Source organism: Hyalangium ruber, assembly GCF_034259325.1.
In the GTDB taxonomy this organism is placed as follows: Bacteria; Myxococcota; Myxococcia; order Myxococcales; family Myxococcaceae; genus Hyalangium_A; species Hyalangium_A rubrum.
The window spans coordinates 113966-134431 of sequence record NZ_JAXIVS010000013.1 but is presented as its reverse complement, the minus strand read 5'-3'; the positions used below and the strand labels follow the sequence as shown (position 1 = coordinate 134431).

Genomic DNA, 20466 nt, shown 5'->3' with positions numbered 1-20466 from the left:
TAACCCGGGCCCCGGCTTGCGCACCTTCACGCGCATCCGGGGCCTCTGCTTTGGCCCGAGGCCTCAGGTGGCCCGGCCGACCCCGACCACGCGCCGCGTCAGGAGCTTCTGCAGCAGCACGAACGAGAGCAGCAGCCCGCCGATGGCCACCCGGCTCATCCCCGAGCTGAGCATTCCCTCGTAGGTGATGGACGTGAGGATGAGCCCCAGCATCAGCACGCCAATGAGCGTGCCGAACACCGAGCCGACTCCGCCCGCCAGCAGCGTCCCGCCAATCACCACGGTGGCGATGGCATCGAGCTCCATCCCGACGCCCTCCAGGTGGCTGCCGCTCGACAGGTAGAAGGTGAGCACGGCACCAGCGAAGGACGCACAGAAGCCGCTCACGGCATAGACGGCCATCTTGGTGCGCTGCACGGGGAGGCCCATCAGCAGCGAGGCCTCCTCCCCTCCTCCGAGCGCGTAGACGCTCCGCCCGAAGGGGGTGAGCACCGCCACGTACCAACCGATGGCGACGAAAGCCAGGAACAGGACCGCGGTCAGGGGTAGCGGGCCGAGGCGCATCACCGCGAGGGCGGTGTGACGTGGCTCGGAGATGGCGATCGACTCCAGGTGGATGATGAACGCCAGACCCCGCACGAAGAACATGCCCGCCAGGGTGACGATGAACGGCTTGATGCCGGTGGTGTGGATGACGGCGCCCATCAGCGCGCCGAGCGTCGTCCCGCACGCCAGGGCCACGCCGATCGCGGCGAACACGTTCCACTGGTACTTCATGATCAGCACGCCGATGAGCACGCTGGAGAAGGACATGACGGCGCCGACGGAGAGATCGATCCCACCGGAGAGGATGACGAACGTCATGCCCACCGCGACGATGCCGAGCACCGCGTTGTTGGACAGGAAGTTGATGAAGACCGGCAGCGACAGGAAGCCGTCGTACCGGGTCGCCGCGATGGCGTAGAGCAGCACGTAGGCGAACACGCCCGCCAACACGGTGATGTGCTTGCGAAGGAAGTTCATGCGCCCTCCGCGGGGCGCAGGCGCCGCACCAGCCGCTCGAACGAGGGCGTCTGCATGAAGCACACCGTCAGCGCCACGATCGCCTTGATGATGAGCGTGTGTTCGGTGATGACGCCGCGCATCTGCAACATGATGGTGAGCGTCTGGATGAACGTGGCGCCAATGAGCGAGCCCACGAGGTTGGCGCGCCCGCCCGTCAGGCTGGTGCCTCCGAGCACCACGGCCAGGATGGCATCCAGTTCCAGGTAGAGCCCGGCGTTGGCGACGTCGGCCTCCTTGATGTCCGCCGCCGCGATGAGCCCGGCGAAGCCCGCGCACAGCGCGCAGGCCATGAAGGCCAGCATCCGGATGACGTGGACCCGAAGCCCGCAGAGCCGGGCCGCCTGGGGGTTGCCACCCATGGCCTCGAGGTAGAGCCCCGTGGCCGTCTTGCGCAGCAGCAGCCAGACGACCAGCGCCACCGCCGCCACCAGCAGCGGCGCGAACGGCAGGCCCAGCACGGTGCCATTGCCGATGAACTCGAAGGCCGGGTTCTCGAAGCGGACCTTCTGGTCTCCGGTGAGCGTCTGCGCCAGCCCCCGCCCCATCACCAGCGTCACCAGCGTGACGATGATGGGCTGGACGCCCCCGTAGGTGACGAGCGCCCCGTTCACAGCCCCCACGCCCAGCGCCAAGGCCAGCGCGGCCGCGATCGACACGGGGACCGACAGCCCCTGCTCCGTCATCAGCAGCGCCGCGACCGCCCCTGACAGCGCCATCACCGAGCCCACGGAGAGATCGATGCCGCCCAGGGCGATGACCAGCGTCATCCCCACGGCCAGCAGCATGACGGGCGCGCCGTTCTGGAAGATGTCCACGAGCGTGCCGAAGAGCCGGCCGTCTCGGAACTCCATCCGCGCGAAGCCCGTGGTGAACAACAGGTTGAAGACCAGCAGCGCCGCCAGCGCCACCAGCGGCCAGAAGTTCCTATGGCGCATGGCCTTCCTCACCTGCAGCCTGCTTCATGCCCTCGGGCGGCTGCCCCTCCTCGCCGGCAATCATCTTCATGACCTCGGGAAGCGTCGTCCGCGAGAGCTCACCGATCTTCTTTCGATCCCGGAAGACGGCGATGCGGTGGGACAGCCGCAGCACCTCCTCCAGCGCCGCCGAGATGAAGAGGACCGAGAGCCCCTTCTGGGAGAGCTGACGGATGAGGCGTTCGATCTCGCCCTTGGCGCCGATGTCGATGCCGCGCGTCGGCTCGTCGAGGATGAGCAGGCGCGGCTCGTACGCCAGCCACCGGGCGAGGATGACCTTCTGCTGGTTGCCACCGCTCAGCAGCCGGATGGGCTGCTCGACCGAGGGCGTCTTGATGCTGAGCTTCGTCACGAACTCCTGCGCGAGCTTCTCCTGCCGCGCGCGCGAGACCCGGAAGCCCAGCTTGCGCTGGAGCACCAGCGCGATGTTCTCCCGCACCGACAGCTCCGGGAAGATGCCGTCGGCCTTCCGGTCCTCCGGGCAGAACGCCATCCCCTGCTCGATGGCCTGGCGAGGGCTCTTGGGCGAGGCGCCATTCACCGTGCCGCTCCGAGCATGGTCGGCGCCGAACAGCAGGCGCGCGGCCTCCGTGCGCCCCGAGCCCAGCAGGCCGGCGAACCCGACCACCTCGCCCTGGTGGATCGTCAGGTCAAAGGGTTCCACGCCGCGCCGCCCCAACCCCTGGGCGGCCACGACGGCCGTCCCCTGGCTCTCGGGATGCGGCTCCAGGGCTGGCTCCATCTCCTCCGGGACCTTGCCCAGCATGTGGGAGACGAGCTCCAGGCGCGTGAGCTTCGCCGCCTCGTACGTCCCCACGAGCGCGCCGTTGCGCAGCACGGTGATGCGGTCACTGACCCGGTAGACCTGCTCCAGGAAGTGGGTGACGAAGACGATGCCCAGGCCCCGGTTCTTCAGCCGAAGAATCACGTCGAGCAGCATCTCCGTCTCGTGGCTGTCGAGGCTGGAGGTGGGCTCATCCATGATGATGACCCGGGCCTCCGTCTGCACCGCCCGAGCGATGGCCACCAACTGCTGGACCGCGGCCGACATCGTCCCCAACGGCTGATCGACGTCCACGCGCAAGTCGAAGGTGGCGAGGATCTCCGCTGCCTTGCGCCGCATGGTGCGCCAGTCGATGCCGAACCAGCGCCGGGGCGCGCGCCCCAGGAACAGGTTCTCCGCGACCGTCAACGTCGGAACCAGGCTGAGTTCCTGGTAGATGGTGCTGATGCCCTGACGCTGGGCCTCCCCCGGAGAGCGCGGCCGGAAGTCGCGCCCCTCGAAGGTGATCGTCCCCCCGTCGCGCGCGTAGACCCCGGTGAGGATCTTGATCAGCGTCGACTTGCCGGCGCCGTTCTGCCCCATCAGGGCATGCACTTCACCCGCACGCACATCGAGGTCCACGCCGGCGAGGGCGTGGACCCCGGGGAAGCGCTTCTCGACACCGCGCGCGACGAGGAGCGGCTCAGTACTCACGAGTCCCGATGACCTGCGCCGCGTTCGCCTGCTCGAAGAGCTGATCCTTGTTCTGGATGAACTTCGGCACCTTCTCGCCCGCGCGGACCTTGTTGATCGTGTCGAACACGAGCGGCCCCATCAGCGGGTTGCACTCCACGGTGGCGTTCAGCTTGCCGGCCACCATGGCCTCGAAGGCGCCCTTCACCGCGTCGATGGAGATGAGGGTGACGTCCTTGCCCGGGTTCATGCCCGCCTCCTCGAGCGCCTGGATGGCGCCCAGGGCCATGTCGTCATTGTGGGCGTAGACGGCCTGGATGTTGGCGCGGTCCGACTTGATGAAGGCCTCCATCACTTCCTTGCCCTTGGCGCGGGTGAAGTCGGCGCTCTGGGTCTTGATGACCTTCATGTCCGGGAACTTCTGCAGCACCTCCATGAAGCCCTTCTGGCGATCGATCGCCGGAGCGGAGCCGGTGGTGCCCTGCAGCTCCACGATGTTGGCCTTGCCGTTGGTCTTCTTCGCCAGCCACTCGGCCGCCATGCGCCCCTCCTCCACGAAGTCGCTGGCGATCAGCGTGGTGTAGAGGCTCTCGTCGCTCACCTTGATGCCACGGTCCACGAGGATGACCGGGATGCCGGCCTCCTTGGCCTGCGTAAGGACGACCTCCCAGCCGGTCTCGACGACGGGGGCCAGGACGATGACGTCCACCTTCTGCGCGATGAACGAGGTGAGCGCCTGGATCTGGTTGGCCTGCTTGCCCTGGGCATCAGAGAACTTCATGTCCACGCCGCGCTTCTCGGCCTCGCCGCGGATGGACTTCGTCTCCGCCGTGCGCCAGGCGCTCTCGGCGCCCACCTGCGAGAAGCCCACCACGAGCTTCTTCGCGGCGGCCGGCGGCGTGGCCTCTCCCGCGGGCTGCTGAGGCTTCTCCGCGGACTCCTGCTTACAGCCCATCAGCGCTACCAGCGCTACCGCGATCATCCATCTCATTGGGTCTCTCCAGGTGTGAGCAATGAAACTAGTCTTTCAGCGTGTAGACGCGCACGTAGTCGAACGAGGCGGTGAAGCCCGTGCCCGACATCGACACCAGTCCGATCCGCGCGTCTTCCCCAAACTTGTGCGTCCAGGTTCCCGCCCGGCTCCAGAGCGTGCCATCCAGGCTGGAGTAGGCCGTGTACAGCTCTTCGTCGCCCTGGGTGCGCCGGGCGATGCGCAGCCAGACCGTCTCGCCAGCGGGGCCGCCGAAGGTCTCGCCGTAGCGCGGATAGCGGTCCGGCACCACCGGGCCCAGCTCCTTGGCGAAGGCGATCTGCCGCGTCTCCCAGTTCGAGAAGTGGACCAGCTTCACGTAGTTGTCGTCATCGCTGTGGATGAGGAGGCCCGCCTGCACGAAGTTGAAGCAACAGCTCGTCGGCGGCAGGTTCATGTGGAGCTTCGTCTCCACGAGGTAGTTCCCGCTGGGAGCCGGCTGCCACAGGATGGCGGCGCTGTTGTTGCCCTCGAAGAGGTCGGCATTCTGGGTGTTCAGGTGCAGCTGGCCCTCCGAGACTCCGGCAAAGGGGCCCACCGGAGCACGGACCCAACCCCACTGCGTGCCCACCGTGAGCCCGCTGAACTCATCCGTGGCCGAGGGGATGGCCGCCCCCGGCTCGTCCTGCCGGGCAACGACCAACTGGTAGCGGCTCTTCTGGCCCGGCTGGGCCGCCGGCGCGGGCTGCTCGGTGTCCGAGGCGCCGAAGCCGCCACGGGCCACCGGCCAGCCATCCACCCAGTCCAGCGCGTCCATCAGCGCCTGGCGACGGGGGGGCAGATCACCATTGGGCATCGGCGCCAGGTAGGGCCGCTGCCGGTCGATGGCGTGGTAGAGGATCCAGTCCTGCCCGCCGAAGTCCGTCACGATCGTATTGTGGCCGGGGCCCACCCACTTGTTGCCATTGAGGCCGAGCACGGGCGTGCCGCCGACACGGTTGGTGGTGAGGCGCACGCCGTCGCGATCCACGAACGGGCCCCAAGGGTCCTTGGAGCGCCCCGCGAAGACGCTGTAGCCAGTGAGCGGCCCTTTGCAGCAGTCCGTGGCAGAGGCCAGCAGGTAGTAGTACCCGCCATGCTGGATGACGCTGGGCGCCTCGTAGCGATTGGAGACCGCGACCTCCACCTGCGAGAACGGATCGGAGGTCAACCCATCCGCGGAGAGCTTGCGCACCGAGATGCCACCGAAATAGCTGCCGTAATAGATGTATTTGTCACCCTTTGCGTCGACGATGACCTCGGGGTCGAAGACCCAGCGCCGGGAGTCACCGCAGCAAGGCGACTCATGAGGCTCCACGGCCGGCTTCGCCGAGTGAGTCCAAGGGCCGACGGGGCTGTCGCTGGTGGCGACACCGATGGCGCTGCCGCCTTCCAGCACATCGGGGACCGTGTAATACAAATAATATTTGTTTGAGAAATAGACGACCTCGGGCGCCCAGATATCGGAGTCAGGCCTTGCCCAGCTCGGACGCTCCGCCAATGCGTCACCGACGTATGTCCAATCCACCAGATCGTCTGACTTCAGGATCGGGATCAGGTGTTCCTTGTATGCATCCGCGTTGTCCCTGTCTTCATCGTTCAGGGGATCGGCTGTGCAGAACATGTACCAGGCGGTGTCGCCCTCCGTCTGGCCTCGGATGACCGTCGGGTCGGGGCAGTTCTCGACCTGTCCCCCGCTCGGAATCGAGATCTGGAGGGGATTGGTGTAGCTCTTGGCCACCAGGGTCAGCTCGGGCTCCGGCTCGGGTACCGGAGGACCAGGCGGAGGCACCAACTGGTCATCCGCGCAGGCGGTAGCCAGCAGTGCGAGCACGGTGAGCAGCGCTCCGGTCCGGCTACCACCTCGCGATGAGGACGGCCCTCTCCGCATGTCCACTTCCCCCTTCCGGGTCTATTTGACGGCTGGTCATTCCCAGGCAGCCCGGAGGCGGGCGCCGTGCGAGAGGGTGCGCATCTGATACACGCCACCAGAGTGTGTCAAGACCAACAACACAATCCACCCCTCGCGCCTCCCGACGCGGCGCGTTGGAGGTTGTGTTGATTTCCAGACGAACCCGGCTGAAAAGACATATCAATGCACGGGGTGATGATGCGTTGACCCCCGAATCTTCACCGCCGTAGTCTCCCGCCCCCCCATCAAGGTGCCTCCCCCATGCGCTCCCGCGGTGTCTTTCTTTCCGCAGCCCTGTTCTCGTTGACCGTGCTGGCGGCGCTCTCCGCGCCGAGCTGTTCCTCGGATGAGCTGGCCCCGCGGCCCGTGCCGCCGACTCCGGAGCAGCCCACCCCGCCCCCTCCCCCGCTCCAGGTGGTGAACCCGATCCTCCCCGGCGACTTCGCGGATCCGTCGGTGATCCGCGTGGGCAACGAGTACTGGGCCTCGGCGACCTCGTCGGAGTGGGCGCCCCAGTACCCGCTGCTCAAGTCCACGGATCTGCTCAACTGGGAGCTGGTGGGCCACATCTTCCAGAACCCGCCCGAGTGGTCCGAGGCCAACTACTGGGCGCCGGAGCTCGCCGTGGACAATGGCCGCTACTTCGTCTTCTACACGGCGAAGAAGCGCGGCGGCCCGCTGTGTATCGCCGTGGCGACCGCCTCGCAGCCGCAGGGGCCGTATACGGACCATGGCCCGCTGGTCTGCCAGGAGCTGGGCTCCATCGACGGCGCGCTGATCCGCGACGAGAACGACAAGCTCTTCCTGGTGTGGAAGGAGGACGGCAACAGCCGCGGCCTGCCCACCCCGTTCTGGGCCCAGCCGCTGTCCGAGGATGGCACCCGGCTGGAGGGCGAGAAGACGTCGATCCTGATCAATGACGTGCCGTGGGAGGGGCAGCTCATCGAGGGCCCGCACTTCATCAAGCGCAACGGCTGGTTCTACATGTTCTACGCCGGTGCGGGCTGCTGCGGCCGGGCCTGCAACTACGGCGTGGGTGTGGCCCGCTCGAAGAACCTGCTCCATGGCTGGGAGAAGCACCCGCTCAACCCCATCATGAAGAACAACGAGACGTGGAAGTGCCCGGGCCACGGCAGCGTGGTGACGGATCCGCAGGGCCGCGACTACTTCCTGTACCACGCCTACAGCACCAAGGACTCGGTCTACGTCGGCCGGCAGGGCGTGCTGGATCCCGTCGTGTGGGGCGAGGATGGCTGGCCCGCGATCAACCAGCGCCGGGGCGTGGGCGGGCAGTTGATGCCGAAGGCTCCGGCCCTCGTCGATGAGTTCAGCGCCGCGACGCTGGCGCTCGGCTGGGTGTGGCCCAACTGGCGCAAGCCGACCTTCAGCGTGGCCGACGGCATGCTCACCCTCGCGCCCCCCGCTGATCGCGCTGAGGACGTCATCGGTGGCGTACTGGCCCGCGCCACCCGCTCCGGCGACTACACGGCGGAGACGATCCTGGACCTGAGCGGCATCGCCACGGGCACCGTGGCGGGGCTGTCGGCCTATGGCGATCCCGAGAACGCGCTGGGCATTGCCCTCAAGGCGGGCAAGCTCGAGGTGTGGCGCCGCCAGGGAAACAATCACCAGGTGGTCACCACCGTGGACGCGCCCGAGGCCCCGGACAAGAAGCTGCACCTGCGCATGGTGGGCAAGTCGGGCTACCTGTTCCGGTTCGCGGTGAGCTCCAACGGTACCGACTGGACGAACGTGGGCGACGAGGTGAATGGCGAGTACCTGCCCCCCTGGGATCGCGGCATCCGCGTGGCGCTCACCTCGGGCGGCATCGCGGGGGCCTCGGCCCGGTTCGACTCGCTGCGCATCACCCCTGAATGACCCCGAGAGCAGACGTGGCCCCTTCCTTCCAGGAGCTGTTCGGACATCCCCCGGAGTTCGTCGCGCACACCCCCGGGCGGGTGAACCTGATCGGCGAGCACACCGACTACAACGGCGGCTTCGTGCTGCCGATGGCCATCCCACAGCAGACGCACGTCGAGCTGCGGCGGCGGCAGGACTCGAAGGTGCGCGCCTTCAGCGTCAACAAGAGCCGCGCCGGCGAGGTGTTGGAGTTCGAGCTGGGCCAGGAGGCCCATGACCGGGGCTGGCTCGACTACGTGCAGGGCGTCACCCAGGTGCTCCGGCGCGAAGGGCACGCGCTGTCGGGGTTCGAGGTGCGCATCTCCTCCGAGGTCCCCCTGGGCAGCGGGCTGTCCTCGAGCGCCTCGCTGGACGTGTGCCTCCTGAGGGCCCTGCGCGAGGCGTTCTCCCTGCCCATCGACGAGGTCCGGCTCGCGCAGCTGGGCCAGAAGGTAGAGAACGACTTCGTCGGCGCGCCGGTGGGCGTGATGGACCCGATGGCCGTTCACATCGCCGGTCAGGGGTCCGCGCTGTTCCTCGACACGCGGGACATGCGCTACGAGCGGGTACCGCTACCGCCTGGCCTGGATCCGATCGTCATCAACTCGGGCGTCACCCACAGCGTCGCGGGCGGCGACTACCGCACCCGGCGCGCGGAGTGCGAGCGCGCCGCGGCGATGCTCGGCGTCGCGCAGCTGAGAGACCTGACCGAGGCGGATCTCCCCCGCGCCGAGACGCTGCCCGATCCCCTGGGCCGGCGCGTGCGGCACGTGGTGACGGAGAATGCCCGGGTGCTGGCCACGGTGGAGGCGCTCCGCGGTGGAGATCTCCGCCGGCTGGGCACCCTCTTCTACGCCTCGCATGACTCGCAGCGGCTCGACTACGACGTCTCCGTCCCCGAGATCGATCTGCTCGTGGACCTGGCGCGGGCGGATGCGGACGTCTACGGCGCGCGCCTCACGGGAGGTGGCTTCGGCGGCTCCGTGGTCATGATGGCCCGGGAGGGCACCGGAGCGGCCGTGGCCACGCGGATCGCGCAGAGCTACGCGGCCCGCTCGGGCCAGCGGCCGACGATCCTGGTGCCCCAGTCCGCGGGGGCTTGAGGCACCTTCGGTGCGCTACACGCGGTGGATCGCGTCCACCGCGTGCAGGCGTCGACTAAGGAGTGGTAGGAGCCGAGCTCGGCTCTTCCTGCTTCTCTTCCTCGGGAGCATCGTTCTCCTGCTGCTTCTCGGAGCGATGGGACTTCTTGGCGCTCGCCGCGGCCTGCTTCGCCAGCTCGCGTGCCCGCTGGGCCACCTTCGGCGTGGGCGCGAGGATCATGAACATCAGGCGCCCTTCCATGCGGGGCGGCTGCTCCACCACCGCCACATCCTTCAGGTCCTTCACCACGTCCTCGAGGATCGCGGTGCCCTGGGCCCGATAGGTGATCTCCCGGCCTCGGAACTGGATGACGACCTTCGCCTTGTTTCCGTCCTCCAGGAAGCGGCGCACGTTGCGGACCTTGAACTCGTAGTCGTGCTCTTCCGTCTTCGGGCGGAGCTTGACTTCCTTGAGCTGGACCGTCACCTGCGCGCGGCGAGACTCCGAGGCCTTCTTCTTCTCCTCGTACTTGAACTTGCCGTAGTCCATGATCTTGCAGACCGGTGGACTGGCCATGGGGCTGATCTCGACCAGGTCGAGCCCCTCGGTCCGGGCGCGCTCCAGGGCCGCCTCGAGGGGCATGACGCCGAGCTGCCCGCCGTCGGACCCCACGACGCGGACCTCGCGAGCGCGGATGCGACGGTTGGTTCTCTGGTCGCGGCTACCGCCGCGGCTGCTTCTCTGTTCGCGAATGATGTGACTTTCCTCCTGAATTGGGTTTCAGGCCCGTCCCCTCTGAAGATGGGACAGGCCCCTTCGGTACGACAGGGGACCGGGCACGGATGTGCGGCAGCCCCCCCTTCTCGCGTCCCGCGACGCACAGGAGTGCCTACAAGTGCCCGCTTGCACGGTAGGAGGGAGAGCTCGTGGCACACTTTCCCTGACCGTGGCCGGTAATGCCAGAGATAACGCCCGCTATGTGCGCCTGCCGACCTTAGAAGGGCGCGGGGCTCTGGAACTCGAGGCGCTCGTTCTTACGCGGATGCAGGAATGTCACAGCCTCGGCGTGAAGCATCAAGCGCGCTGCGTCATGGCCATACAGTCGGTCCCCCACGATGGGAGCCCCCAGCCCGAGCGGGTCAGCGGCATGGACGCGGAGCTGGTGCGGGCGATCGGTCCGGGGAAAGAGCGACACCCGGGTCTGGGTGTCCGTTCGCCGCACCACATACCATTGGGTGATGGCGCGTTTGCCGTGGAGCGGATCGACCCGCTGCCGGGGACGGTGCTCGACATCGGCCCGGAGCGGCAGCTCGACGGTGCCTTGGTCGCCCGGAAGGAGACCGTCCAGCCAGGCGACGTAGCGCTTGTCCGCCTCCTGTCGCGCGAACTGGCGCTGGAGCGCCGCGTGGGTCTCCGGGTCCCTGGCGACGAGCAGGAGCCCCGAGATGTCGACTTCGAGGGGGTGCATGACGAGCAGTTCGGCGTCCTCCGGGTACCGCCGCCGGAGACGGACGAGCACCGAGTCACGCAGCGAGTCATGGCGGCCGGGGATCGAGAGGAGGCCGCACGGTTTGTCCACGACGAGCAGCCACGGGTCCTCGTACAGGACTCGCGGCGCATCCTCCGGGATGGCGGCCGTGTCGGGGAGTGGCGCCAGATCGACGGACAGGCCTTCGAGCATGTAGGGCAGGACCGCACCGCACTTGCTCCGACAGGCTGGGTAGTACTCGCCCGCCTGGCGTCCGCCGGTGAGGGGCGGCGCTCCCCACCAGAACTCGGCGAGCGCCAGGGGCTTCAGCTGGTGGCGATAGGCCTGTCCCAGGAGTTTCGGCGCGGCGCAGTCGCCCGCCCCTCCCGGCGGCGGCTCGGGCGCGAACATCACCCCCAGGGTCCGCTCCTCGCCCCGCGCGTTGGGGATGACGTAGGAGTAGGCGATCTGCTGCCAGAGCTGCCTCGAACGTTCGGCGCGCAGGTGCTCGAGCTCGGCGCGCCGCGTGTCGAACGCTCGTAATGCGGACTCCAGGGCTTCACGTTCCTGCTGGTGCGCGAGCTCCAGCCGTCGGCGTTCCGCGGCGTCGGCGCGACTCTCCTGCCCGAGTGCATGCAGGGCCTCTCGGCGCTCGTCCTCTCCGCGTGTCCCTTCGGCCAGGCGTCCGCGCGCATCGTGCCGGCAGCGACGGTTCGCTTCGTGGCGCGTGCTCAGCTCGGTGGCGGCCTCGGCCTGGCGCGCGGTCAGCTCGGCGAGCCTCGCGCGCAGCACGACGGGCTCCGCGCCATCGACCAGTTCGGCATGGCGCTCATCGAGCGCGTCCAGCTCGGCCTGACCCGCGGGCCAGAAGGCGTCTCGCGCGACCGGATCGAAGAGCGGCGGCGCGAACCCATCGGCGTACCAGCTCTCTCCGAGCATGCCCGAGAATCCGCACAGGTAGCCGATGCGGCCATCCGGCGCCGCGACGACCAGCACTCCGAACATCTTGCCGCGGCCCGGCTCGTCGAGGGAGCGGAGGTCGAGCCCACCCGCCAGCTCGCCTCGGCGCAGGCGCAGTTGCAGCTCCTCGGCGGCTCGGCGCGCCAGGGGGTGCGGCGGCCCGGAGGCGAACGGGCTGGCGAGCCGGACTGGCACCTCGGTCGGGTCCGGCTGTGGAGCGAAGTACGTCACGACATCGTGCAAGGGCGCCTCTCTCACGCGCTCCGGCTGGGAGTCCCTCGGCGCCTAACGCACCAGGAGATCCGGCCGGACGCGGCCCTCCACCGTGAAGGTGGGCCAGCGCGGGTCCACCGTGAGGTTCTCCAGTCCACCGCCGTCGCCCAGGACGACCGTATCCTCGATCTTCGCTCCCGGCAGCGAGGGGTTCCAGGCCATGGCGTTGCGCGGCTGGAGGACCACCTGCGAGCTCGGCACCGCCACGTCATCCCGCGAGAGGTAGCCGCACGAGCCGCCCTGGTGATGGTAGACCTCGGCGCCGGGGTGGCCACAGGCCGCGTAGGCCTGGACCATGGCGGCGTACACCTCCCCGAGCGTCGTGCCGGGACGCGAAGCCCGGAACGCCGCCGCCTCCACCCGGGCCACGTCGGCCACGAACTGGCGCTCCTCCTGGCTGGGCTGTCGGAAGTAGACGAAGCGGGTGAGGTTGGCGAACAACCCGTGCCGCCGGGCGCAGAAGACCAGCATGGCCCGCGCACCCAGGGGCTCCCGGCTCGCCGTGGCGTGGCGGTGCAGCGGCAAGCGGCGCTCCTCGCCCACCAGCGTCAGCGCGGGATGGATGCCTCGCGCCCACAGTGCCTCGGCCCCGGCGCCCGCGAGCTGCCAGCCCGTCCACTCCGGCTTCGCCGCGAGCATCACCTCGGTCATCGCCTCGGCGGCGTCACGCCCGAGCGCGCGGTAGCGCTCCAGCTCCTCGGGCAGCAGCGAGTGGCGCGCCTCCACCAGCTCGGCGGGCAGCGCCACCTCCTGCCCCGAGGGCCGATCCGAGGCCACCCGGCGCCCTCCCCGCTGCTCCTCGACGAAGTCCTCGCGCAGCTGTGTCCGCTCCACCCATGGGGAGGACCACACGGGCAAGCCGGGGGGGACCTCTTCTTCCTCCAGCCGCGCCGACTCGATGGCGTCGGTGAGCACCCACGCACCCTCGCGGGTGATGAGCACCTCCGCGACGCCCACGTCCGTGGTGAGCAGCACCACGTTCGAGCCACCGCACGTCGCCCAGGCGAACCAGTCCACCCCGCGCAGACGCACCGCGCCCAGGTCGTGGCGCTCCAGGCTCTCCCGCACCCGGGCCAGCTTTGCTTCCAGCTCCGCGCTCGGGGCCGTCACTTCGCGGGCCCCTGGAACCGCTGCCGGAGCCGGGGGATGACGTAGTCCATGTCCTCGGGCGCCTTGATCGGCTCGAAGCGCGAGGTCTTCGGGTCCATGCGCGGCACCTCGATGAAGGCCACCGAGAGCAGCGGGCGCCCATCCTTGCCTACCAGCGTGCTGGCCTCGCCCGTCACCTGCTCGAGCTGGAGCACCTCGTGGCCCTCCACCTTCTTGCGCGCCACGCGGTAGGGCACCTCGATGTCCTTCTCGAGGATGGCCGCCAGCTGGAAGGCCAGGTTGTTGGTGTTGATGAAGGCGTGCTTCTTCGAGTCGACGTGCTCGATGAGCAGGAGGTGATCGCCAATACGAACCGGCGCCGCGCCCGTGTCCAGCGTGCCCGTGGCGTTGGCGCGCGGGGTGACCTCCACCGTCATCTCCTTGGCGTTCTTGACGTGGAGCCCGACGATCAGCGGATCCAACGTCGCGCCCATGTTGTCCACGTTGGAGAAGAACACGTGGCGCACGCCGCGCCGGTGCAGCTCGGCCCCCGTGCCGCTCTCCTTCAGCGCCCGGAAGAAGTCTCCGTGCCCGGACGGCGCCAGGGACACCTTGCCCTCGGCGTCCCGGAACAGCTCCCAGTTCGAAGTCAGGCGCGGCAGCATCCGCTGCTCGAACAGGAGCACGTCCTTCTCCAGCTTGTTCTGGGTGACGTACTCCGCGATCGCCTCGTGCGTCATCGGCGAGGTCATCAGCGCCACCGGCACGCTCTTCCCGTAGCGCTGGCCCACCTCGCGGATGTTCTCCAGCCGCAGGTCGATGATGGTGCGCTCCTCGAGGATCGGCACGAGCGCCTTGACGCCCCCGCCGAAGCGCGTGCCCGCGCCCCCTACCAGGATGATGAAGGCGACCTCCCCTCTCCGCAGCGCCTCCTCGCCCAAACGCAGACACTCCGCATGGAGCGCCGTGCCCGGGGCGGGCATCTGCTGGAGATCTGAGGCCGGGAGCGGCTGAGGCTCAGCCACGGGCGTGGAGGGGTTCTTCTGCTCCTGACGAACCCGCGCCACCAGCTGCTGGAACTGCACCGGATCGAAGCCTTCGGAAGTGTCGGTCATGGGCGTGGGATTACTTAGTCCCGGGTCTCGCTCCCCTCAATCGCCATCCTCTGCCCTTGAGCTGCCTTCAACAGATTTATCTTGAATTTCTCGTTTTAAAGGCTCATGCAGCAGGTGCATACCAGCCGTCCCCCTCCCGGAGGCCTCGATGCACTCCCCCATCCTCGCAGTCCTGCGGTTCCCCCTGCTCACCGCCTTGCTGCTACTGGCGAGCGTGGCCTCCGCCCAGACGTTCTACAACCCCATCGTCGCGGCGGGGCAGGACCCCTCCATCGTCCAGTACAACGGCTATTACTACCTGGTGCAGAGCATCAACTCCGACACGGCCATCGCGATCACCAAGTCGCGCACGCTGACGGGGCTGGCCTCGGGCAACCGGGTCACCGTGTGGACCCGACCCTCCAACACGGGCGCCCTCTGCTGCGGAGTCTGGGCGCCGGAGTTGCTGTTTCTCAATGGCCGCTTCTACATCTACTTCGCGGCCGACGACGGCAACAACGACAACCACCGCATGTACGTGCTGGAGAGCACCGGCACCGACCCGCAGGGCAGCTACACGCTCAAGGGGAAGATCTCCGCGCCCACGGATCGCTGGGCCATCGACGGCACCGTCCTGCAGGTGGGCGCCTCGCTCTACTTCCTCTGGTCCGGCTGGGACGGCTTCACCAACATCCAGCAGAACCTCTACATCGCGCCCATGAGCAACCCGTACACGATCAGCGGGGAGCGGGTGCTCATCTCCTCGCCCCTCGGCACCTGGGAGCGCCTCGGCGGCCCGCCCTACATCAACGAGGGGCCGCAGGTGCTCCAGCGCAACGGGAAGATCTTCATCATCTACTCGGCCAGCGGCAGCTGGACGGATGACTACTGCCTCGGGATGTTGGCGGCCTCCAGCACGGCCAACCTCCTGCAGCAGTCCTCGTGGGCGAAGTCGAACGGCTGTGTCTTCTCGAAGACCGCCACCGCCTATGGCCCGGGCCACAACACCTTCGTCACGTCGCCGGATGGCACTCAGGACTGGCTCGTCTACCACGCCAACCAGACCTCGGGCAGCGGTTGGGGCGGACGCAGCCTCCGCGCGCAGCGCTTCACCTGGAACGCCGATGGCAGCCCGAACTTCGGCACGCCCGCCACCACCAGCACGGCGCTGGCGCTGCCCTCGGGCGAGAAGCTCGGCGCGAGCCGCTACGAGGCCGAGCTGGCGGTCATCAACCACGCCACCGCCCGTACCGCCGTGGGCGGCGCCTCGAATGGCCAGGTCGTCGGCTACATCGACTACGCGGATTCATGGGTGGAGTTCCGCAATGTCTGGGCGCCGTCGGCCGGCGCGTACGCGCTCACCGTGCGCTTCGCCAATGGCATGGGAGCGCCCAGCACCCACAACGTCTCGGTCAACGGGGCCGCCGCCACGGCCATCACCTACCCTCACACGGGCTGGGACGTGTGGACGAGCGCCACCACCTTCGTCACCCTGAAGGCCGGGGACAACACGATCCGGTTCTCCAAGGGCACGAGCTACGCGGAGCTCGACTACGTGGAGCTCAACCGCTACGAGGCCGAAAACGCGACCCTCAATCGGGCCTCGGTGCGCTTCGCCGTGGGCGGTGCCTCGAGCGAGCGCGTCGTGGGTGGCATCGACTTCTCGGACTCGTGGGTCGAGTTCCGGAACGTGACAGTGCCCTCGGCCGGCGCCTACCAGCTGCGGGTGCGCTTCGCCAACGGCAGCACCGCGACGAGCTCGCACTATGTGTCGGTCAACGGCGGGGCGAGCACGGCCCTCTCGTACGCCAAGACGGGCTGGGACAACTGGACCCTGGCGACCATCGCCGTGAACCTGAACGCGGGCTCGAACACGATCCGGCTCACCAAGGGTGTCAACTACGCGGAGCTCGACTGCATCGAGATCCACAAGTAGTCCGGGTGTCTTGCGCGGCCCCCTCCCGCGTCGGTAGCGTCCGCCGCCCCGTCGAGATCCGGAGATCCTGGTGATGAGCGTCCGAGAGCCCAGCGCGGAGCGCGCCGCGCTGCTGGTGGAGCGTTACGGCAGCCCGCTCTACGTCTACGACGCCGAGCGGGTCCGGGCCGCCTATCGGGACTTCGCCGCGGCCTTTCCCTACGCACCGGTCGACTTCCACTACGCCATCGTCTGCAACAAGAACCGCCACCTGGTGCGACTGCTGCACTCCCTGGGCGCGGGGATCCACGCCAACACTCCCGGAGATGCCTTCGCCGCCCTCTCCGCGGGCGTTCCCGCGCACCGCATCGTTTATAGCGGCACGAACCTCGACGCCGCCGACCTGGACTACATCCTCTCGCGCGGAATCCGGCTCAACCTCGACTCGGTGGACCAGCTCCGGGACTTCGCCGCGCGCAGCCCGGGCGGGGCCGTGGGGCTGCGCCTGCTGGTGGATGAGCCCTCCCGCCCCAACCGCATCGGCGTCGATCCCGCCGAGCTTCCCGAGGCCCTCGCCATCGCCCGCGCGGCCGGGGTCCGGCTCATAGGCCTCCATATGTACGCGGGCACCAACAACCGCTCCCTGGAGCGCTTCCTCGCGTGCTTCGAGCGGATGGTGGCCGCCTCGGCGCTCCTGCCGGATCTGGAGGAGCTCGACGTGGGCGGCGGCTTCGGCGTGCCCTACCGGGACGGCCAGGAGCCCCTGGAGCTGCCTACCCTCGGCCGGGAGGTGGCGCGCCGAATGGAAGCGCTCTCCACGAGCCGGGGCCGGCGCATCCGCCTGGTGGTCGAGCCAGGGCGGATCCTCGTGGCCGAAGCGGGCTCGCTCCTCGTCAAGGTCATCTCGGTGAAGGAGCGCGGCGGGCGGCGCTACATCGGCGTGGACACCACCGTGGGCAACGTCGTGGTGGAGAGCGTCTACTACCCGCACCACCGCGTCGAGGCGCTCTCGCCCCGAAGCGCCCCGCTCGAGCTGCCCACGGACGTCTGCGGCAACACCACCCACTCCCGGGACTTCCTCGCCCGCGACTGCCGCCTGCCGCCGCTCGCGCCCGGAGATCTCCTCGCCCTGCGCGACGTCGGCGCCTACGGCTACGCCATGTCCAGCCACTTCCTGAACCGACCCCGGCCCGCCGAGGTGGTGCTGGAGCAGGGCCAGGACATCCTCACCACGCGCCGCGAGACCTTCGCGGACCTCCTCGCCACACAGGTGGATGCATGAGCGGGATCTGCGGCTACGTCGGAGATGCCTCCCCCGAGGTCCTCACCGCCATGCTCGGCGCGATCCACTATCGCGGCGACAGCACCGACACCGTCCACGCTCCTGGCGTGGGGCTCGGTTACCGCTGGTGGGGAGGACGGCCCGGCAAGTCCGCCTCCATCCTCCGCCAGGGTCCGCACCTGCTGGCCTGTGCCGGGACGCTTGCGCCACCTGTGCCCGATCCAACCGAAGCTCTGCTCTCGCGCCTGTCCGCGGGCGGCTCCGCGCTCGAGGAGCTCGACGGGGCCTTCGCCGGCGCGTGGTGGGACGGGGAACGACGGCGACTGACGCTGGCGCGGGATCCGTTCGGCGTCCGCTCGCTCTATTACATGGTCCACGGCGGAGTGCTGTACTTCGCCAGCGAGCTGAAGCAACTGCTCGCCGTGCCGGGCTTCGAGCCGACGCTGGATCCGGCGGCGATCCACAAGTACCTCACCTTCTCCTTCGTGCCTGGCGAGAGCGTGCCCCTGCGCGGGGTGAAGCGGCTGCTGCCCGGCCACATGGGCGTCTTCGAGGCGGGCCAGTTCTCCTCGGCGCCCTACTTCACCCTGCGCGAGCAGATCGATCCGGCGCTCGAGGATCAGCCCACCGCGGTGCGGCGCATGCGCGCCCTCTGCCGGCAGGCGGTGGAGCGGCGCCTCAACGGCGAGCCCGAGGTCGCCCTCTACCTCTCGGGCGGCATCGACTCCTCGGGCGTCGCCGTCTGGCTCAGGGAGGCGGGCGTCAAGGTCCACGCCTTCAGCCTCGACTTCGGCGAGCGCAGCGTGGAGCGCGAGCAGGCCGAGCAGGTGGCGAATCGGCTGGAGATGCCGCTCACCTGGGTGAAGGCCTCCGGCGAGGACGTGGGCGCGTCGATCATGGACCTCGCCTGGAAGCTGGACCTGCCCTTCGGCGACGCGGTGACCGGACCACAGTTCCTGTTGGGCCAGGCCGCGCGGCAGGCGGGCTACTCGGCCGTCTTCAATGGCGAGGGCGGAGATCAGCTCTTCGGCGGGTGGACCTCCAAGCCCATGGTGGCCGCCGAGGTCTACGGTGGCCTCTACGAGGACTCTCCGGAGGAGCCAGAGGAGATCTACCTGCGCTCCTACCACCGCTTCTACGGGCTGGAGGACGCGCTCTACACCCCGGAGTTCCGCGCGCAGGTGGGCGGACCCGGCCAGCGCCGCGTGCTCCTGCGCCCGTACCTGGGCAGCCCGGAGATCCCCCACTTCCTCAACCGCGTGCGCCTGGCGGACATCGCGCTCAAGGGCTCGCAGAACATCCTCCCGCGCGCCGAACGCATCGCCAACGCGTGGGCCTTGGACATGCGCGTGCCGCTGTTCGATCGCGCCCTGGCCACGGCGTCCTTCGCCCTGCCCCCTCGACTCAAGCTCCACGGCGCCTGTGAGAAGTACATCCTCAAGCTGGCGCTGCAGGGCAAGCTGCCCGACGAGATCGTCTGGCGGCGCAAGTACGGCATGAGCGTCCCCGCCACGGACTGGGTGCTGGGCCCCCTAGCGCCCCTGATGCAGAAGTTGCTCGGGCCCGAGTCGCTGCGGCGGCGAGGCATGTTCCGGGAGGACTTCGTCACCCGCCTGCTCCAGGGTCAGGGGCAGCCGGATGAGACCCGACGCCGGCGCATCGGTGAGAAGCTGTGGGCGCTCGCCATGCTGGAGGCCTGGATGCGGGTATTCGTCGACGGTCGCGGACGCCGCCAGGGAGGCACGACATGATCTGCATCCGCTGCCAGAAAGACTCGAAGTACCCCGAGCGACAGGCCGCCGGCGGTCGCTGTCCGGGCTGCGACAAGCCGTTCGCCTTCGAGCCACGCACGGGCGACAAGATGACCGACAAGGCCTTCCAGCGGGCGATCGATCTCGTCTCCGCGGAGGGCCAGGTGAAGTGGGGGGTGGAGCACCTCTACTTCGAGCTCTCTCGCCGGAACAAGAGCACGACGGGCAAGGCCCTGGCGCTCTTCTTCCTGTTCATCCTCGTCGTCAGCTCTGGCGTCATCTTTCCGCCCTCACTCCTGGTCAGCATCCCCACCGCGGTGGTGGTGATCTCCTTCGTCGTGCGCAGCATTGGGCCCTCCCTGCTCCCTCGGGGACAGTTCGAGAAGATGTGGGATCGCTGGGGACAGGTCCACGGCAAGCCCAAGGGCGTCATCATCCGCAAGCCCCAAGAGACCCGGCCGGCGCGCACCCCCGAGTCCGATATCGGGGACTACTCCTTCGACCGGGCGGTCATCTGCGATCGCGCCCGCACGGTGGACCTGCTGCTGGCCAACAACTTCCACTTCGAGAACAACTGCGCGGTCCTGTCCAGCGGCGGCTATCCGCAGCAGGCCTTCGAGACGGTGCGCCGCATGCTCCGGCGCAACCCTCGGCTCGAGGTGTTCGTGCTCCATGACATCACCCCCGAGGGGTGCCGGCTGGCGCACCGCCTCGCCAACGATCCCGAGTGGTTCAAAGGAACGGCGGCCCGCATCGTGGACGTGGGGCTGCGGCCCGCGCATGCCGGACCTTTCAAGGCGCTGCTCCAGCCGAGCGAGCGCGGAGCGGTGGGCCCTGGCGGTGGCATCTCCGCCGAAGAGGCCCGCTGGCTCTCGCGCCACACGCTCGAGATCGCCGTCATCCGCCCCGAGCAGATCGTCAAGCGGCTCTTTCGCGCCATGAACCGCGTCATGGCCACGGAGGCCAGCACCGCTCCGCTGCCAGGGAGGGACCCGCAAGCCCGGCTGCGCGCGGGCGCCACCGGGGGAACCGCCGCCGTCGCCGGGGCCGCCGCCATCACGCCCGCCATGGCCATGGCGGAGCAAGAAGAGCTGGCGCGGCAGCAGAAGAAGGCCGCCGCGACCAACGACACCAGCGGTCATGATGAGGGTTGGGGCTTCGAGCTGGACTTCGACTCCTTCTCCTCCGACGCGGATGCCTCGGACGGCGGCGCGGACAGCTTCGGGTAGCCATGGC

At 68.8% G+C, this 20466-nt stretch carries 15 protein-coding genes; 6 read left to right on the top strand and 9 right to left on the bottom strand.

Translation table 11 applies throughout. From position 1 onward, the window contains the following. Positions 1–63 precede the first annotated feature (63 nt). Genes SYV04_RS31840 through SYV04_RS31820 form a run of 5 tightly spaced genes read right to left on the bottom strand, consistent with a single transcriptional unit; the run spans position 64 to position 6338 of the window. Positions 64–1023, bottom strand: coding sequence for an ABC transporter permease subunit (locus tag SYV04_RS31840; RefSeq protein WP_321549732.1), 960 nt, complete (start codon positions 1021–1023; stop codon positions 64–66). Continuing rightward, positions 1020–2000 (bottom strand): ABC transporter permease, encoded by a 981-nt coding sequence (locus SYV04_RS31835; protein WP_321549731.1) that lies wholly within the window; start codon positions 1998–2000, stop codon positions 1020–1022. Before SYV04_RS31835 ends, SYV04_RS31840 begins: the two co-directional genes overlap by 4 nt. Then, positions 1990–3516: a sugar ABC transporter ATP-binding protein gene (locus SYV04_RS31830; protein WP_321549730.1), complete on the bottom strand. Its 1527-nt coding sequence runs from the start codon at positions 3514–3516 to the stop codon at positions 1990–1992. The genes SYV04_RS31835 and SYV04_RS31830 overlap by 11 nt, the downstream gene beginning before the upstream one ends. Further along, positions 3506–4486 carry an ABC transporter substrate-binding protein gene (locus SYV04_RS31825; RefSeq protein ID WP_321549729.1) on the bottom strand — a complete coding sequence of 327 codons (981 nt, stop codon included), beginning with the start codon at positions 4484–4486 and terminating at the stop codon, positions 3506–3508. Before SYV04_RS31825 ends, SYV04_RS31830 begins: the two co-directional genes overlap by 11 nt. A 28-nt stretch (positions 4487–4514) precedes the next feature. Further along, entirely contained in the window at positions 4515–6338 is a 1824-nt protein-coding gene (locus SYV04_RS31820) for a glycoside hydrolase family 43 protein (protein ID WP_321549728.1), read from the bottom strand. A 339-nt stretch (positions 6339–6677) separates the two neighbouring features. Between SYV04_RS31820 and SYV04_RS31815 the strand changes: the two genes are divergently transcribed. Both SYV04_RS31815 and galK read left to right on the top strand, forming a co-directional pair. Then, on the top strand, positions 6678–8294 hold the full coding sequence (locus SYV04_RS31815) for a family 43 glycosylhydrolase (RefSeq protein ID WP_321549727.1): 1617 nt from the start codon (positions 6678–6680) through the stop codon (positions 8292–8294). Between the two features lie 14 nt (positions 8295–8308). After that, complete coding sequence (galK, locus tag SYV04_RS31810) at positions 8309–9418, top strand: galactokinase (RefSeq protein WP_321549726.1); 1110 nt, start codon at positions 8309–8311, stop codon at positions 9416–9418. A 55-nt stretch (positions 9419–9473) separates the two neighbouring features. On the opposite strand, the gene infC is transcribed toward galK, so the two are convergent. From infC to SYV04_RS31790, 4 genes are all read right to left on the bottom strand, one after another. Continuing rightward, entirely contained in the window at positions 9474–10154 is a 681-nt protein-coding gene (gene infC / locus SYV04_RS31805) for a translation initiation factor IF-3 (protein WP_321549901.1), read from the bottom strand. Between the two features lie 238 nt (positions 10155–10392). Beyond that, positions 10393–11871, bottom strand: coding sequence for an RluA family pseudouridine synthase (locus tag SYV04_RS31800; protein WP_422723996.1), 1479 nt, complete (start codon positions 11869–11871; stop codon positions 10393–10395). A gap of 240 nt (positions 11872–12111) precedes the next feature. After that, entirely contained in the window at positions 12112–13209 is a 1098-nt protein-coding gene (locus SYV04_RS31795) for a M24 family metallopeptidase (RefSeq protein WP_321549724.1), read from the bottom strand. Next, entirely contained in the window at positions 13206–14303 is a 1098-nt protein-coding gene (locus tag SYV04_RS31790) for a UTP--glucose-1-phosphate uridylyltransferase (protein ID WP_321549723.1), read from the bottom strand. The genes SYV04_RS31795 and SYV04_RS31790 overlap by 4 nt, the downstream gene beginning before the upstream one ends. Positions 14304–14451: 148 nt before the next feature. Between SYV04_RS31790 and SYV04_RS31785 the strand changes: the two genes are divergently transcribed. From SYV04_RS31785 to SYV04_RS31770, 4 genes are all read left to right on the top strand, one after another. Then, positions 14452–16218 (top strand): family 43 glycosylhydrolase, encoded by a 1767-nt coding sequence (locus tag SYV04_RS31785; protein ID WP_321549722.1) that lies wholly within the window; start codon positions 14452–14454, stop codon positions 16216–16218. Between the two features lie 73 nt (positions 16219–16291). Continuing rightward, positions 16292–17479 (top strand): diaminopimelate decarboxylase family protein, encoded by a 1188-nt coding sequence (locus SYV04_RS31780; protein ID WP_321549721.1) that lies wholly within the window; start codon positions 16292–16294, stop codon positions 17477–17479. Further along, a complete protein-coding gene (locus SYV04_RS31775; protein ID WP_321549720.1) occupies positions 17476–19230 on the top strand; it encodes an asparagine synthetase B family protein in 1755 nt (584 codons plus the stop codon). The genes SYV04_RS31780 and SYV04_RS31775 overlap by 4 nt, the downstream gene beginning before the upstream one ends. Next, positions 19227–20459, top strand: a complete 1233-nt coding sequence (locus tag SYV04_RS31770) for a toprim domain-containing protein (RefSeq protein ID WP_321549719.1) — start codon at positions 19227–19229, stop codon at positions 20457–20459. The genes SYV04_RS31775 and SYV04_RS31770 overlap by 4 nt, the downstream gene beginning before the upstream one ends. Positions 20460–20466 lie beyond the last annotated feature (7 nt).